Annotated in this window: 11 protein-coding genes and 1 pseudogene; 4 read left to right on the top strand and 8 right to left on the bottom strand. The window is 70.1% G+C overall.

The window, feature by feature from the left end; genetic code table 11:
• Positions 1-2: 2 nt before the first annotated feature.
• Both ACEZDG_RS33420 and ACEZDG_RS33415 read right to left on the bottom strand, forming a co-directional pair.
• The gene (locus ACEZDG_RS33420; protein WP_380517296.1) at positions 3-482 is read right to left on the bottom strand and encodes a pyridoxamine 5'-phosphate oxidase family protein; all 480 of its coding nucleotides are present in this window, start codon (positions 480-482) and stop codon (positions 3-5) included.
• Between the two features lie 87 nt (positions 483-569).
• Positions 570-2,174, bottom strand: a complete 1,605-nt coding sequence (locus tag ACEZDG_RS33415; RefSeq protein ID WP_380517293.1) for a DUF4153 domain-containing protein — start codon at positions 2,172-2,174, stop codon at positions 570-572.
• Between the two features lie 238 nt (positions 2,175-2,412).
• Here ACEZDG_RS33415 and dapA point away from each other — a divergent pair, with 238 nt between their 5' ends.
• Positions 2,413-3,309: a 4-hydroxy-tetrahydrodipicolinate synthase gene (dapA, locus tag ACEZDG_RS33410; RefSeq protein WP_380517290.1), complete on the top strand. Its 897-nt coding sequence runs from the start codon at positions 2,413-2,415 to the stop codon at positions 3,307-3,309.
• On the opposite strand, the gene ACEZDG_RS33405 is transcribed toward dapA, so the two are convergent.
• Positions 3,270-3,722, bottom strand: coding sequence for a winged helix-turn-helix transcriptional regulator (locus ACEZDG_RS33405; protein ID WP_380517288.1), 453 nt, complete (start codon positions 3,720-3,722; stop codon positions 3,270-3,272). The two genes, dapA and ACEZDG_RS33405, sit on opposite strands and share 40 nt — an antisense overlap.
• 79 nt (positions 3,723-3,801) lie before the next feature.
• On the opposite strand from ACEZDG_RS33405, the gene ACEZDG_RS33400 reads away from it, so the two are divergent.
• A complete protein-coding gene (locus ACEZDG_RS33400; RefSeq protein ID WP_380517286.1) occupies positions 3,802-5,304 on the top strand; it encodes a DHA2 family efflux MFS transporter permease subunit in 1,503 nt (500 codons plus the stop codon).
• Here the strand turns inward: ACEZDG_RS33400 and ACEZDG_RS33395 are convergent.
• The 3 genes from ACEZDG_RS33395 to ACEZDG_RS33385 are packed head-to-tail and all read right to left on the bottom strand — an operon-like array spanning position 5,267 to position 6,650.
• Positions 5,267-5,554: a YciI family protein gene (locus ACEZDG_RS33395; RefSeq protein ID WP_380517283.1), complete on the bottom strand. Its 288-nt coding sequence runs from the start codon at positions 5,552-5,554 to the stop codon at positions 5,267-5,269. The two genes, ACEZDG_RS33400 and ACEZDG_RS33395, sit on opposite strands and share 38 nt — an antisense overlap.
• Before the next feature lie 48 nt (positions 5,555-5,602).
• Positions 5,603-6,235 carry a histidine phosphatase family protein gene (locus ACEZDG_RS33390; protein ID WP_380517280.1) on the bottom strand — a complete coding sequence of 211 codons (633 nt, stop codon included), beginning with the start codon at positions 6,233-6,235 and terminating at the stop codon, positions 5,603-5,605.
• Positions 6,236-6,245: 10 nt separating this feature from the next.
• Positions 6,246-6,650, bottom strand: a complete 405-nt coding sequence (locus ACEZDG_RS33385; RefSeq protein ID WP_380517277.1) for a hypothetical protein — start codon at positions 6,648-6,650, stop codon at positions 6,246-6,248.
• Between the two features lie 511 nt (positions 6,651-7,161).
• Here ACEZDG_RS33385 and ACEZDG_RS33380 point away from each other — a divergent pair.
• The gene (locus ACEZDG_RS33380; protein WP_380517274.1) at positions 7,162-7,506 is read left to right on the top strand and encodes a hypothetical protein; all 345 of its coding nucleotides are present in this window, start codon (positions 7,162-7,164) and stop codon (positions 7,504-7,506) included.
• Between the two features lie 96 nt (positions 7,507-7,602).
• Here ACEZDG_RS33380 and ACEZDG_RS33375 read toward each other — a convergent pair whose 3' ends face one another.
• Both ACEZDG_RS33375 and nrdR read right to left on the bottom strand, forming a co-directional pair.
• Positions 7,603-10,500 (bottom strand): vitamin B12-dependent ribonucleotide reductase, encoded by a 2,898-nt coding sequence (locus tag ACEZDG_RS33375; protein ID WP_380517271.1) that lies wholly within the window; start codon positions 10,498-10,500, stop codon positions 7,603-7,605.
• A gap of 163 nt (positions 10,501-10,663) precedes the next feature.
• A complete protein-coding gene (nrdR, locus tag ACEZDG_RS33370; RefSeq protein ID WP_380517268.1) occupies positions 10,664-11,161 on the bottom strand; it encodes a transcriptional regulator NrdR in 498 nt (165 codons plus the stop codon).
• A 688-nt stretch (positions 11,162-11,849) separates the two neighbouring features.
• On the opposite strand from nrdR, the pseudogene lexA reads away from it, so the two are divergent.
• Positions 11,850-12,524: pseudogene (gene lexA / locus ACEZDG_RS33365) on the top strand (transcriptional repressor LexA); the annotation flags it as partial.
• Positions 12,525-12,643 lie beyond the last annotated feature (119 nt).

Here is a 12,643-nt window from a genome sequence, read left to right as displayed (position 1 = left end):
GGTCAGCTGCGTTCGATCAGCCGGGGGCTGCCGCCCTCGGTCCAGGCGTGGATGTCCAGATGGTCCCCGGCCGGCCTGATCAGGGACAGACCGGTGACGTCGACCCGGAACACGTCGCAGCCCTCCGGCTCGAACCCGGTGGCCGCGCTCAGCGCCTCCAGGTACTCCTGCCGGACCCCTTCGGCGGTGACTTCCACAGCCGTCCCGGCGATCTTCGCATCACCCTCCTTGACGTCCTTGTCCTCGGTCGCGCTGTGCAGCGCGAGCCGGGGATCCCGGCGCAGGTCCGCGCCCTTGAGCGAGCCGGGCATCATGCCCAGCCACAGCTCGCCCAGCGCGAACAGCGGCTCGATTCCGCTGATCCGCGGCGCCCCGTCACGCCGCAGTGTGGCCAGCAGGCCCATCCCGTGCGCCTCGAACCGCCCCCGCACAGCGGCGGCGAGCTCGGGCGCGGCTCCCTCGGTCTCGCTCCAGCTACTCATACGCTCCATCGTCGCGCGGGGGTCTGACAATCGCCCCCCGCTGTCCGCATCGCTCCGGGCGGCGGACCGGGCTCGCGGTGGCCGGCCTCAGCCGATGTCACCGTCCTCGCCCGGGAAGTACCCCGCCGCCGAGCAGGCGCTGTCGCTGCCCGCGGCCGTCCAGTGGGTCCTGACCAGCAGCGCCCTGGCTCGGGAGCGGCCGAGGTTGTCGGCGTACCAGGGCAGCGAGTCGTCGGACTCCAAGTCGTCCGCGATGACGCCCAGGGCGCAGGACCGCTGCGGCTCCGGGAGCTTGTCGAGGGCGGGCACCGCGTCGGCCGACAGGCTGCGCAGATAGTCGAGGTCGATCTTGCCGGTCCGCTGGAACCGGTCCGCGTTCTGAGCGGCGATCAGGCCGTCCGGGTTGATCCCGGCGAACACCAGCACGCCCAGCACCGCGCTGGCCACCACCGCGCGCGGCAGCCAGCGGCCACCCCGGCGGACCAGGCCGGCCGCCATCAGCAGGACCAGCACCACCCCGAGCCACAGCTCCGTCCCGGCCACCGAGACCCGCAGCCGGGTCAGCCCGTACGCGCCCACGTAGAGGTCCATCCGGCGCAGCGCGGAGGCCACCACCACCAGTGCCAGCAGGCACAGCACCCCGAGCGTGACCCGGACCAGCAGCGGGTCACGCGGTGCGGAGCGGGGAGCCCAGCGCAGGGCCAGGGCGAGCACGACGAGAGTCAGCACGGTCACCGTCAGCAGCTGCCAGAAGCCCTGCCTGGCGTACTCCGCGTAGGTCAGCCCGGTCGAGCGCAGCACCGCTGAGTAGCCGCCGAACAGCACCGCGAGCTGCACCGCGATGAACGCGGCGAACAGCGCGTTCAGCACGACCAGGGGCAGCAGCCACTCCAGCCGTCCGCGCTCCCGGCCGGGGGCCGGCTTGATCCGGTCCCAGCGGGTCGGGGCGGCGCCGGCCCGGGCGGCGGCCAGGGCCAGGACCAGGCCTCCGATCAGGTACAGCACACCGACCGGGGCGCCCGAGGCCGACACCGAGGGCAGTACGCCGCCCAGCAAGTGGGCGAACTCGGCGTCGGCCCCGGCGAACAGTGCGCCGAAGACGACCAGCAGCCCGGACGCCACTCCGATCGCGCGCAGCAGCGGCACCCAGCGCCTGCGGTCGTCCCGGGGCAGCGCCCGCAACCCCAGGCCGTACCACTCGAACGCGGAACCGAGGGCGTTCAGCAGGCCGACCCAGGCGAACAGCACCGCGTGCCAGCCGCGACCGCCGTTCACCGCCAGCGCGCCGACCAGAACGGCGGCGCAGACCGCGAGCGCGGACGGCCAGCCGGCGTCCCGCAGCGCGGGCACGGCCAGCAGCAGGAGTCCGCCGCAGGCCAGCAGCAGGCTCCACGGCCCGGGCCGCCGCCCCGCGCGCCGGGCCGCCAACCACGCACCGAGCGAGGTGAGCAGCGCCACGATCAGCACATTCAGCCCGAACGACCAGGCCGAGACCGACGCGGCCACCACTCCGGTCAGCAGGACCGAGACCAGCACCCCGGGGGACGGGGGCGCGGGTTTCGGCGACCGGGTCCGCTGCACCCAGTCGGGTGCCGGGTCCTGCCGCACCGGCGGCGCCGGCGGTACCGCCCAGGAGTCCGGTCCGTGCACGGTCCGCCCCGGCGGCACGGGTGGTGACGGTATGTCGGACATGGTCCCCCTCGGATCGGCAGCGCCCGGGAGGATCAAGATCGCCCGGTGGCCGCGACCCTAGTGGCCCTGGTCGGGGCCACCGCGGTGGCGGATGGCGACTGTCGACGTTCTGTTACACAAGGCTTCAACCATTCACGATGACTGAACTGTCCGATACAGGAGAAATCAGTAGTCCTACCAGGACAGCTGGGGCAGGCTGATCAGGAACGCCACCTCACCCCAGGGACGGACACCGCCCATGCACCTCCCCTTCGGCCGCATCGCCGCCGCCATGGTCACCCCGTTCCACCCGGACGGAAGCCTCGACCCCGAGGGGGCGCAGGCCCTCGCCGTGCACCTGGTCGACCGGGGCTGCGACGGAATCGTCGTCAGCGGCACCACCGGCGAGGCGCCCACCACCTCCGACGCCGAGAAGGACACCCTGCTGCGCGCCGTGCTGGAAGCCGTCGGCGACCGCGCGGCCGTCACCGCGGGGGTCGGCAGCAACGACACCCGGCACACCCTGGAACTCGCCCGGGCCGCCGAACGTGCGGGCGCGCACGGCCTGCTGGCGGTCACCCCGTACTACAGCAAGCCCTCCCAGGAGGGCATCAGGCAGCACTTCACCGCGCTCGCCGACGCCACCCCACTGCCCGTCATGGTCTACGACATCCCCGGCCGGACCGGCACCGCGCTCAGCCGCGACACCCTGCTCCGGCTCGCCGAACACCCGAGGATCGCCGCGGTCAAGGACGCCGCCTACCACCTGCTCGGCAGCGCCCGCCTGATCGCCGACACCGGGCTGCCCTACTACTCCGGCGCGGACGAGCTCAACCTCCCGCTGTTCGCCGTCGGCGCCGTCGGCGTGGTCAGCACCGTCGCCAATGTCGCCCCCGCCGCGACCCGCGCCGTGCTGGACGCCCACACGAGCGGCGACACCGCCGCGGCGACCGCGCTCAACGCCCGGCTGCTGCCGCTGGTCGAGGCGATGATGACGCTCGCGCAGGGCGCCGTCACCGCCAAGGCCCTGCTCCGGCAGCGACAGCTCCCGGCGGGCCCGGTCCGGCTCCCGCTGCTGGACGCCGACCGGGAGCTGACGGAGGCTCTGCTGTCCGGCTACCTCGCCGCCGAGGGGGCCTCGGCCGTCGCGTCGTAGCGGGCCCTGGCCAGCGTCACGTCCTCCCGGTGCCGCTCGGCCCAGGAGGTCAGCGCCAGCAGCGACCCGTACAGCTCCCGCGCCATCGGCGTGGCCTCGTACTCCACCTTGGGCGGGACGGTCGGGTAGACGGTGCGGACCACCAGGCCGTCCCGCTCCAGGTTGCGCAGGTTCAGCGTCAGCATCCGGCGGCTGATGCCGACCAGGGCGCGCTCCAGCTCGGTGAACCGGACCGGGCCCTCGCTCACCGCCACCAGGATCGAGATGTTCCACTTCGCCGAGACCCGGCCGAGCACCTCGACCATCGGGCAGGTCTCCTCGACCCGGGCCCTGGCCGACGCCTCCACCGTGTCCTGGAGCGCGCCGACACCCTGGGGCGCGCCGACCGTTACTTCCGTGTTCCTTCGGGACATCAAAGTGCCTCCTTACGTCTTCCGCCACCGTCACACAGGATGGCCCCAGTTACAAGAAGTACCCCAAGGAGGCCCCGCGATGACCGCACCCGCCCGCCCGTCCACCCGCACCCCCGAACGCTCGCGCTGGGCCGCCCTGGTGGTGCTGTGCAGCGGGCTGCTCATGATCATCCTGGATGGCACCGTCGTCACCGTCGCCCTGCCCGCCATCCAGAACGACCTCGGCTTCTCCCCCGCCGGACTGGCCTGGGTGATGAATGCCTACCTGATCTCCTTCGGCGGCCTGCTGCTGCTCGCCGGACGGCTCGGCGACCTGCTCGGCCGCAGGCGGGTCTTCCTGGCCGGACTCGCCCTGTTCACCCTCGCCTCGCTGCTCTGCGGACTCGCGGACGACCAGGTCCTGCTGATCACCGCCCGCTTCGTCCAGGGTGCGGGCGGGGCGCTGGTCTCCGCCGTCAGCCTCGGCATGATCGTCGACCTGTTCACCGAACCGGCCGAACTCCGCCGCGCCTTCGCCGGCTACAGCTTCGTCGGCTCCGCCGGGGCCTCGCTCGGCCTGGTCCTCGGCGGGGTGCTGACCCAGGCCCTGAACTGGCACTGGATCTTCTTCGTCAACCTCCCGATCGGCCTCGCCGCCGCGCTGCCCGCGCTGCGGCTGCTCCCGCCCGACGGTCCGGCAGCCGGCGTCTCCCGCCGGAGCCTCGACGCCGTGGGCGCGCTGCTGGTCACCGCCGGGCTGATGCTCACCGTCTACACCCTGGTCGGCACCGCCCAGCACGGCTGGACCTCCGCCCGCACCCTCGGCACCGGCGCGCTGTCCCTGGCCCTGCTGACCGGATTCGTGGCCCGGCAGGCCACCGCCGCGACCCCGCTGCTGCCGCTGCGGATGTTCCGCTCCCGCAGTGTCAGCGGAGCCAACCTGGTCCAGGCGCTGATGGTGGCCGCCCTGTTCAGCTTCCAGGTGCTGCTCGCCCAGTACCTGCAGCACGTCCTCGGCTACGGCGCGGCGGCGACCGGCCTGGCCATGCTGCCCTCGGCCCTGTCCATCGCCGTCACCTCGCTCGGCTTCGCCGCCCGGCTGATCGCCCGGCACGGCGAACGCCGGGTCCTGGTCGGCGGACTGCTGATGCTGGTGGCCGGACTCGCCTGGCTGACCCGCACCCCGCTGCACGGCCACTACCCGGCGGACGTCCTCCCGGTCACCCTGCTCGCCGCCGGATTCGGCCTCGCCATCACCGCGCTCACCGCCCTCGGCATGTCCGACGCCACCCCGGCCGACTCCGGGCTGGTCTCCGGCCTCTTCAACACCACCCAGCAGATCGGCGCCGCGCTCGGCGTGGCCGTCACCTCCACCCTCGCCGCCGCGCGCACCAGCCGGCTCAGCGCCGCCGGCCACAGCGCCACGAACGCCCTCAACGGCGGCTACCACCTGGCCTTCGCGATCGCCACCGGCCTGCTCCTGGCCGCGACCGCGGTCGCCCTGACCGTCCTGCGCGGAGGCGGGACGGCGGGGGCAGCGGCGGCCCCTGCTGCTCCTGAGGTCGCTAGGCCCGTAGAAAGTCCAGCTCAGGCGCCGTCTTGATCGGGTCGAACTCCACGATGTGATAGGTCGCCACATCGGCCTGGCGGAACGGGTCGCCGTCCAGCACCGCGTCCAGCGCGGCGCGGTCGGCGGCCCGCGCCAGCATGATCCCGCCCACCCGCGGCAACTGCGGCCCCGAGGCCAGCAGCACCCCGGCGGCGTACTGCCGGTCCAGCCAGGCGCGGTGCTCGGTCAGCAGCGCGTCGATCCGTTCGATCGGCGCGGTGTAGGTGAGCGTGACGACGAACATGCGGTTCCCCTCGGGTCATCAGATGCAGCCGGGTCAGGTGCAGCCGGGTCAGATCCAGCGGTCGAACGGTCGGTCCAGCGAGTAGCGGTCGTCGGGGCCGAGGATCAGGCTGCGCCACTCGCCGTTGTCGGGGTTGGAGAGCGCCTCGAACTCCTCGACCGACCAGTGGAACCAGCGCATGCAGAACAGCCGCATCATCAGCCCGTGCGTCACCAGCAGCACATTCGGCGGGTAGTCGGGCCGCTCGAAGTTCCGGTGCAGGGTCTCGAAGAAGGCGCCCACCCGGTCGTAGACGTCGGCGCCCGACTCCCCCTGGGTGAACCGGTAGAAGAAGTGCCCGTAGGCGTCCCTGGCCTTCCGCTGCCGGCGGATGTCCTCCACGTCCTGGAGGTTCCCCCAGTCCTGCTCGCGCAGCCGCGGCTCCTCCATCACCCGGGTCCGCGCCGGGTTCATCCCCAGCAGCTCGTACGTCTGCCGGTTCCGCAGATACGGCGACACATACGCCTGCACCGGTGCGTCCCCGAACAGCCCCCGCAGCTCCTGACCCGCCGCCCGCGACTGCGCCCGGCCCCGCTCGGTCAGCTCCAGCGCATGGTCGGGCACCCGCTCGTAGATCGTCTCGTCGACGTTCCCCTGCGACTCCCCATGCCTGACCAGCACAATGCGCCGTGGACGTGCCATACCGCCCACCCTAACCGGCGGACCCGCCCGGTGCCGCAGGGGTGCGCGCCAGGCGGCTCCAGCGGGGGAGTTCGGTGACGACGGTGGCGGCGGCCAGCAGGGAGACCAGGACGGCCGCCGCGGTCGGCCAGACGATCCAGGACGACACGACGGCGGCGACCAGTTGCAGCACCACCAGGGCGATGGTGACCGGGCCCGGCACCGGGACCATCGGGGCGCCGGGCTTGTCGCCGGGGGTGCCGAACAGGGTGGGCAGGCCGATCAGCAGCAGTACGGAGAGGACGGCCAGCACGATCGACCGGTCGGCGATGGCCCAGGGCGTGGCCACCCAGGCGATGAGCTCGGTGCTGAACCGCAGCACCGAGGCGAGATCCGGCCTCTTCTGGGCGCCGTCGTCAGCGTCGCGGGTCTCCATGCGGGGACCCTATCGAACAGGCGGACGGCCGGAGCCAGGAGCCAGCAAAGACGGCGAAGGGGGACCCGGAACGTTCCCGGATCCCCCTTAGCCGTCAGTCAGGTGTGAGCAGGATCGCGACGCGCAGAGCGGCGGGTGTGCGCTTCCTGTGCCGGACTCGGATCTCGTCCATCCGTCGCAGCGAAAGGGCTGAACCTCGTCGTAGTTAGCGGGCACCGACTGGGATCGCCCTCATACCCGCTACTGTGGGGAACGCTGCGCTACCGACAGCTGCAGTTTAGTCGTCCCGTCCTCATCCAGGAAAATGGTTCTTTGCTGCCGGGCCCATCCGTCCAACATTGCGTTGAGGAGAGCCAGCTCCGGCTCGAAGTACACGACCTCGTCAGCCGGAACCAGGTGCGCGGCACTAGGCAGATCAACCGCTCGACTTACGAAGCCTCTGACGCAATATCGTTGAGTTGGTTACGGCGGTACGTGTGACCAGCGGAAACGGGTCGGCCGCCCCGAGCGTATGCCCGGGGCGGCCGCGTTTCACTTCTTCTTACCAGACTTCGTCTGCGACAAGTCACTGGCCGCCACAGACTTCTGCGCCGGAGTCGACTTCGAACTGCTCAGCTGTTTGCTGGCCTTCGAGGCGACCTTCTTACTCGTCTCCTTGGGGTTCTTTGCCAATCGAATCACCTCCTTCCGGGCTGTTTTGCCTTGCAGCCCGGAACGTGATCTGATGCAGGTTCTGACCCGAGCAGGACATCACGTTCCTGGCTTCAGCGAGCGCCCGGCCTCCTACAAGGCCGGGCGTTTGCCATTCCGGCGGCTCTCGCTGCCGGAAACCCATGAGCTGGCACCACAAGTGTGAGGCGGGGCACCGGCCTGGAGCTGGCGCCCCGCCTCAGAGATCGCGCGTCGGATCAGGAACTGCCGAGCGTTGCACTCAATGCAATTCCGCTCGCTGTCAGCTGCAGCCGCTGGTGGAGCCGCAGCCCTCGCAGAGGTAGCAACTGCCGGCGCGGCGCATCTTGGTGCCGCAGGAGAAGCAGAGCGGGGCGTCGGAGTTGATGCCCTGCTGGAGTTCGAGCAGCTCGGTGGAGTTGTGGACCGCCGGGGTGGGCAGCGGCTGGACCGCGGCCGGGGCCGGGGCGCTGGGCACGGCCTGGGGCTTGGCCGTCGCCAGCGGGGCGGACTGGGAGAGGCCCTCCACGTCCACGTCCACGTCGTCGGACGGCTCGTAGGAGCCGGTCTCCAGGTGGCGCTGGCGCTCGTCGACCGAGTGGATGCCCAGCGCCGAGCGGGTCTCGAACGGCAGGAAGTCCAGCGCCAGGCGGCGGAAGATGTAGTCGACGATCGACTGCGCCATCCGCACGTCCGGGTCGTCGGTCAGACCGGCCGGCTCGAAGCGCATGTTGGTGAACTTGGAGACGTAGGTCTCCAGCGGCACGCCGTACTGCATGCCCACCGAGACCGCGATGGAGAAGGCGTCCATCATGCCCGCGAGGGTCGAGCCCTGCTTGGACATCTTCAGGAAGACCTCGCCGAGGCCGTCGTCCGGGTAGGAGTTCGCGGTCATGTAGCCCTCGGCGCCGCCCACCGTGAAGGAGGTGGTGATGCCGGGACGGCCCTTGGGGAGGCGCTTGCGGACCGGGCGGTACTCGACCACCTTCTGGACCACCGCGGGGGCGGAGGGCTTCGCCTCGGCCTTGCCGTCGTTCTTGGTCTTGGCCGAGAGCGGCTGACCGACCTTGCAGTTGTCACGATAAATGGCGAGAGCCTTGACCCCAAGCTTCCACGCCTCGAAGTAGATCTCCTCGATCTCCTCGACGGTGGCCTTCTCGGGCATGTTCACCGTCTTGGAGATGGCGCCGGAGATCCAGGGCTGGATCGCCGCCATCATCCGGACGTGGCCCATCGCCGAGATGACCCGCTCGCCCATGGCGCAGTCGAAGATCGAGTAGTGCTCCGTCTTCAGCCCGGGGGCGTCGACCACGTTGCCGTGGTCGGCGATGTGGGCGACGACCGCCTCGATCTGCTCCGACTGGTAGCCGAGCCGGCGCAGCGCCCGCGGCACGGTGCCGTTGACGATCTGCATCGAGCCGCCGCCGACCAGCTTCTTGAACTTGACCAGGGCCAGGTCGGGCTCGACGCCGGTGGTGTCGCAGTCCATCATCAGGCCGATGGTCCCGGTCGGCGCCAGGACGCTGGCCTGGGCGTTGCGGAAACCGTTCTTCGCGCCGAGCCGGAGCACGTCCTGCCAGGTCTCGGTCGCGGCGGCCCAGATCGGGTTGTCCAGGTCGTCGCCGCGCGGCGCCGCCGCGTTGGCGTCGGCGTGCTGGCGCATGACCCGCTGGTGCGGCTCGGCGTTGCGGGCGTAGCCGTCGTACGGGCCGACGATGCCGGCCAGTTCGGCGCCGCGCTTGTAGGCGGTGCCGGTCATCAGCGAGCTGATCGCGCCGGCCAGCGCCCGGCCGCCGTCGGAGTCGTAGGCGTGGCCGGTCGCCATCAGCAGCGCGCCGAGGTTGGCGTAGCCGATGCCGAGCTGGCGGTAGGCGCGGGTGGTGTCGCCGATCTTCTCGGTCGGGAAGTCGGCGAAGCAGATGGAGATGTCCATCGCGGTGATGACCAGCTCGACCACCTTGGCGAAGGTCACGGCGTCGAACGTGTCGTCCTCGCGGAGGAACTTCATCAGGTTCAGCGAGGCCAGGTTGCAGCTGGAGTTGTCCAGGTGCATGTACTCGGAGCAGGGGTTGGACGCGTTGATGCGGCCGGACTCCGGGCAGGTGTGCCACTGGTTGATGATCGTGTCGTACTGGATGCCGGGGTCGGCGCAGGCCCAGGCGGCCTCGGCCATCTTCCGGAACAGGCTCTTGGCGTCGACGGTCTCGATGACCTCGCCGCTCATCCGGGAGCGCAGCCCGAAGTCGGTGCCGTTCTCGACCGCCTGCATGAACTCGTCGTTGACCCGGACCGAGTTGTTGGCGTTCTGGTACTGGACCGAGGTGATGTCGTCACCGCCGAGGTCCATGTCGAAGCCCGCGTCGCGGAGGGCGCGGATCTTCTCCTCCTCCTTGACCTTGGTCTCGATGAAGGCCTCGACGTCGGGGTGGTCCACGTCCAGGACGACCATCTTGGCCGCGCGGCGGGTGGCGCCGCCCGACTTGATCGTTCCGGCGGAGGCGTCCGCGCCGCGCATGAAGGAGACCGGGCCCGAGGCGTTGCCGCCGGAGGAGAGCAGTTCCTTGGAGGAGCGGATCCGGGAGAGGTTCAGGCCGGCGCCGGAGCCGCCCTTGAAGATCATCCCCTCTTCCTTGTACCAGTCCAGGATCGAGTCCATGGAGTCGTCCACGGAGAGGATGAAACAGGCGCTGACCTGCTGCGGCTGGGTGGTTCCCACGTTGAACCAGACCGGGGAGTTGAAGCTGAACACCTGGTGGAGGAGGGCGTGGGTCAGCTCGTGCTCGAAGATCTCGGCGTCGGCCGGGGAGGCGAAGTAACCGTTCTTCTCACCGGCGGCGCGGTAGGTGAGGACGACCCGGTCGATGATCTGCTTGAGGCTCCACTCGCGCTGCTCGGTGCCCAGCGCGCCGCGGAAGTACTTGCTGGTGACGATGTTGGTGGAGTTGATCGACCAGAAGTCGGGGAACTCCACCCCGCGCTGCTCGAAGTTGACCGAGCCGTCGCGCCAGTTGGTCATGACGACGTCGCGCCGCTCCCAGCTGACCTCGTCGTACGGATGCACGCCGGGAGTGGTGTAGATGCGCTCGACACGAAGGCCCGCGCCCGCCTTTGAACCACTGGGCTTGCCGCCCTTGGCCGCACCGCCCTTGGCTGCGCGAGTACCGCTGGTGGTGTCCGTCATTGCCGCCTCCTCCTGGGCATAACGCCCTGGGCGCCCCGCTGCTTCCGGGGTCGTCCTTCGTGTCCGCGATTCGATTCGGCGCAGGGCGGAGCGCCCTGGGAACGTCCTGCCTGCGTCGTCGGTGAAGCTGATGAGAGCTGATGAAAAAGTGCTGGCGTCCCGGCTAGGGCGACGCGGGGGCGGGAGCAGGCACGTCGATGCCGTCCGCCGCTGGAGGGCGGTCCACGCGGAGTTCCGCGATGGCGTCCTCGAAGTCCTCGAGCGATTCGTAGGCGCGGTAGACCGAGGCGAACCTCAGGTAGGCCACCACGTCCAGTTCCTTCAGCGGGCCGAGTATGGCCAGGCCCACGTCATGGGTGGAGAGCTCGGCGGCACCGGTGGCCCGGACGCACTCCTCCACCCGCTGGCCGAGCACGGCGAGGGCGTCCTCGCCGACCGGTCGGCCCTGGCATGCCTTGCGGACACCGCTGATCACCTTGTCGCGACTGAACGGCTCGGTGACCCCGCTGCGCTTGACCACCATCAGTGCGGCGGTCTCCACCGTGGTGAAGCGCCGGTTGCAGTCCGGACACTGCCGGCGGCGGCGGATCGAGGTGCCGTCGTCGGTGGTGCGGGAGTCCACGACCCGACTGTCGGGGTGCCTGCAGAAGGGGCAGTGCATATGTCCGTTTCCCTTCCGTAGGGCGAGCCGTGACAGCGGTCGCAGAACTGGTTCCAGAGCTGCAGTCTAGTGCGACACCCATGATCGTTTCCATGCGTTCCCATGCGCGGAACACAACCTGTGGGCGTCGAGGACCTATTCAACCACTAGATCTGGGACGCGCAGCAAGCTTCGACTGCGGCGTGTTGTAGTCCGGAACTCACGCCCAGCGATCACCGCAGGTCAGCACGGAGGCGGTCGCGGAGGACTCACCCGGATGGCCCGGCGGGGCCTCGTACGCCGAAAAAACGACCATCGGCCGGTGTCGGGAGAGGTTTCATGAGATCCTGCTGATCGAACAAACGATCGCATCGCCAGGGGTCGCTTACACCGAAAACCTTGATCACGGCAGGCGATCGTCGAATAATTCACTCGAACGTGTGTTTGGCGCAACCTTTCGATCGGTCATACCGTTGGCCTATTCAAGGGAGATCGTCCGTTGAGAGGGGCCCCCGTGACCACCGCAGAAAGTAGCACTGTCAGCACGTCGCACAGCAGTCAGCAACGACGCCAGGAAGACCTCGGAAACGCCGCCTCGGGACTCGTCCCGGGCCAGGCGACGGGGTCCTCCGCACCGCACTCCTCGGGACACTCCTTGGACGCTCTTCAGAACAGCGCCGCCGACGGTGACAGCACCGTCGGCGAAAGCCCGCATCGCTCGGCTCCCGGCCGACCGCCGGGTATCCGCACCGACGAGGCCGGTCTGACCGAGCGCCAGCGCCGGGTGATCGAGGTGATCCGGGATTCCGTGCAGCGGCGTGGATATCCGCCGAGCATGCGCGAGATCGGCCAGTCGGTGGGCCTTTCCAGCACCTCCTCGGTCGCCCATCAGCTGATGGCGCTGGAGCGCAAGGGATTCCTGCGCCGCGACCCGCACCGTCCGCGCGCCTACGAGGTGCGCGGCATGGACGTGGTCCGCCCGGTCCCGGAGAGCACCGCGGGCCGCCCGGCGACCTCGTACGTCCCGCTGATCGGGCGTATCGCGGCCGGTGGGCCGATCCTGGCCGAACAGTCGGTGGAGGACGTCTTCCCGCTGCCGCGCCAGCTGGTCGGCGACGGCGAGCTGTTCGTGCTCAAAGTCAGCGGCGACTCGATGATCGAGGCCGCCATCATGGACGGCGACTGGGTCACCGTGCGCCGCCAGCCGGTGGCCGAGAACGGCGACATCGTCGCGGCCATGATCGACGGCGAGGCCACGGTGAAGCGGCTCAAGCGCGACGACGGCCACATCTGGCTGATGCCGCACAACGCCGCGTACGAGCCGATCCCCGGCGACAGCGCGACGATCCTGGGCAAGGTCGTGGCGGTGCTGCGGCGGCTCTAGGGTCTGTTTCATAAGTGGATCAAGGTCTGCAATGATCCACTCGTGGGGCGTGGGGATCTGACGAGTGAGCAATGGGCCAGACTGGAGCCGTTGTTGCCGGTGGGCAAGAAGCCGGGGCG

Source organism: Streptacidiphilus alkalitolerans (assembly GCF_042511045.1).
Taxonomy (GTDB): Bacteria; Actinomycetota; Actinomycetes; order Streptomycetales; family Streptomycetaceae; genus Streptacidiphilus; species Streptacidiphilus alkalitolerans.
The sequence above is the reverse complement of the archived record's forward strand: the minus strand, read 5'-3'. Positions and strand labels throughout refer to the sequence as shown.

Excerpts from the sequence above, each read along its gene's own strand:
- ACEZDG_RS33420 (WP_380517296.1), bottom strand. The coding sequence starts at position 482 with ATGAGTAGCTGGAGCGAGACCGAGGGAGCCGCGCCCGAGCTCGCCGCC.
- ACEZDG_RS33415 (WP_380517293.1), bottom strand. The coding sequence starts at position 2,174 with ATGTCCGACATACCGTCACCACCCGTGCCGCCGGGGCGGACCGTGCAC.
- dapA (WP_380517290.1), top strand. The coding sequence starts at position 2,413 with ATGCACCTCCCCTTCGGCCGCATCGCCGCCGCCATGGTCACCCCGTTC.
- ACEZDG_RS33405 (WP_380517288.1), bottom strand. The coding sequence starts at position 3,722 with ATGTCCCGAAGGAACACGGAAGTAACGGTCGGCGCGCCCCAGGGTGTC.
- ACEZDG_RS33400 (WP_380517286.1), top strand. The coding sequence starts at position 3,802 with ATGACCGCACCCGCCCGCCCGTCCACCCGCACCCCCGAACGCTCGCGC.
- ACEZDG_RS33395 (WP_380517283.1), bottom strand. The coding sequence starts at position 5,554 with ATGTTCGTCGTCACGCTCACCTACACCGCGCCGATCGAACGGATCGAC.
- ACEZDG_RS33390 (WP_380517280.1), bottom strand. The coding sequence starts at position 6,235 with ATGGCACGTCCACGGCGCATTGTGCTGGTCAGGCATGGGGAGTCGCAG.
- ACEZDG_RS33385 (WP_380517277.1), bottom strand. The coding sequence starts at position 6,650 with ATGGAGACCCGCGACGCTGACGACGGCGCCCAGAAGAGGCCGGATCTC.
- ACEZDG_RS33380 (WP_380517274.1), top strand. The coding sequence starts at position 7,162 with ATGCCCGGGGCGGCCGCGTTTCACTTCTTCTTACCAGACTTCGTCTGC.
- ACEZDG_RS33375 (WP_380517271.1), bottom strand. The coding sequence starts at position 10,500 with ATGACGGACACCACCAGCGGTACTCGCGCAGCCAAGGGCGGTGCGGCC.
- nrdR (WP_380517268.1), bottom strand. The coding sequence starts at position 11,161 with ATGCACTGCCCCTTCTGCAGGCACCCCGACAGTCGGGTCGTGGACTCC.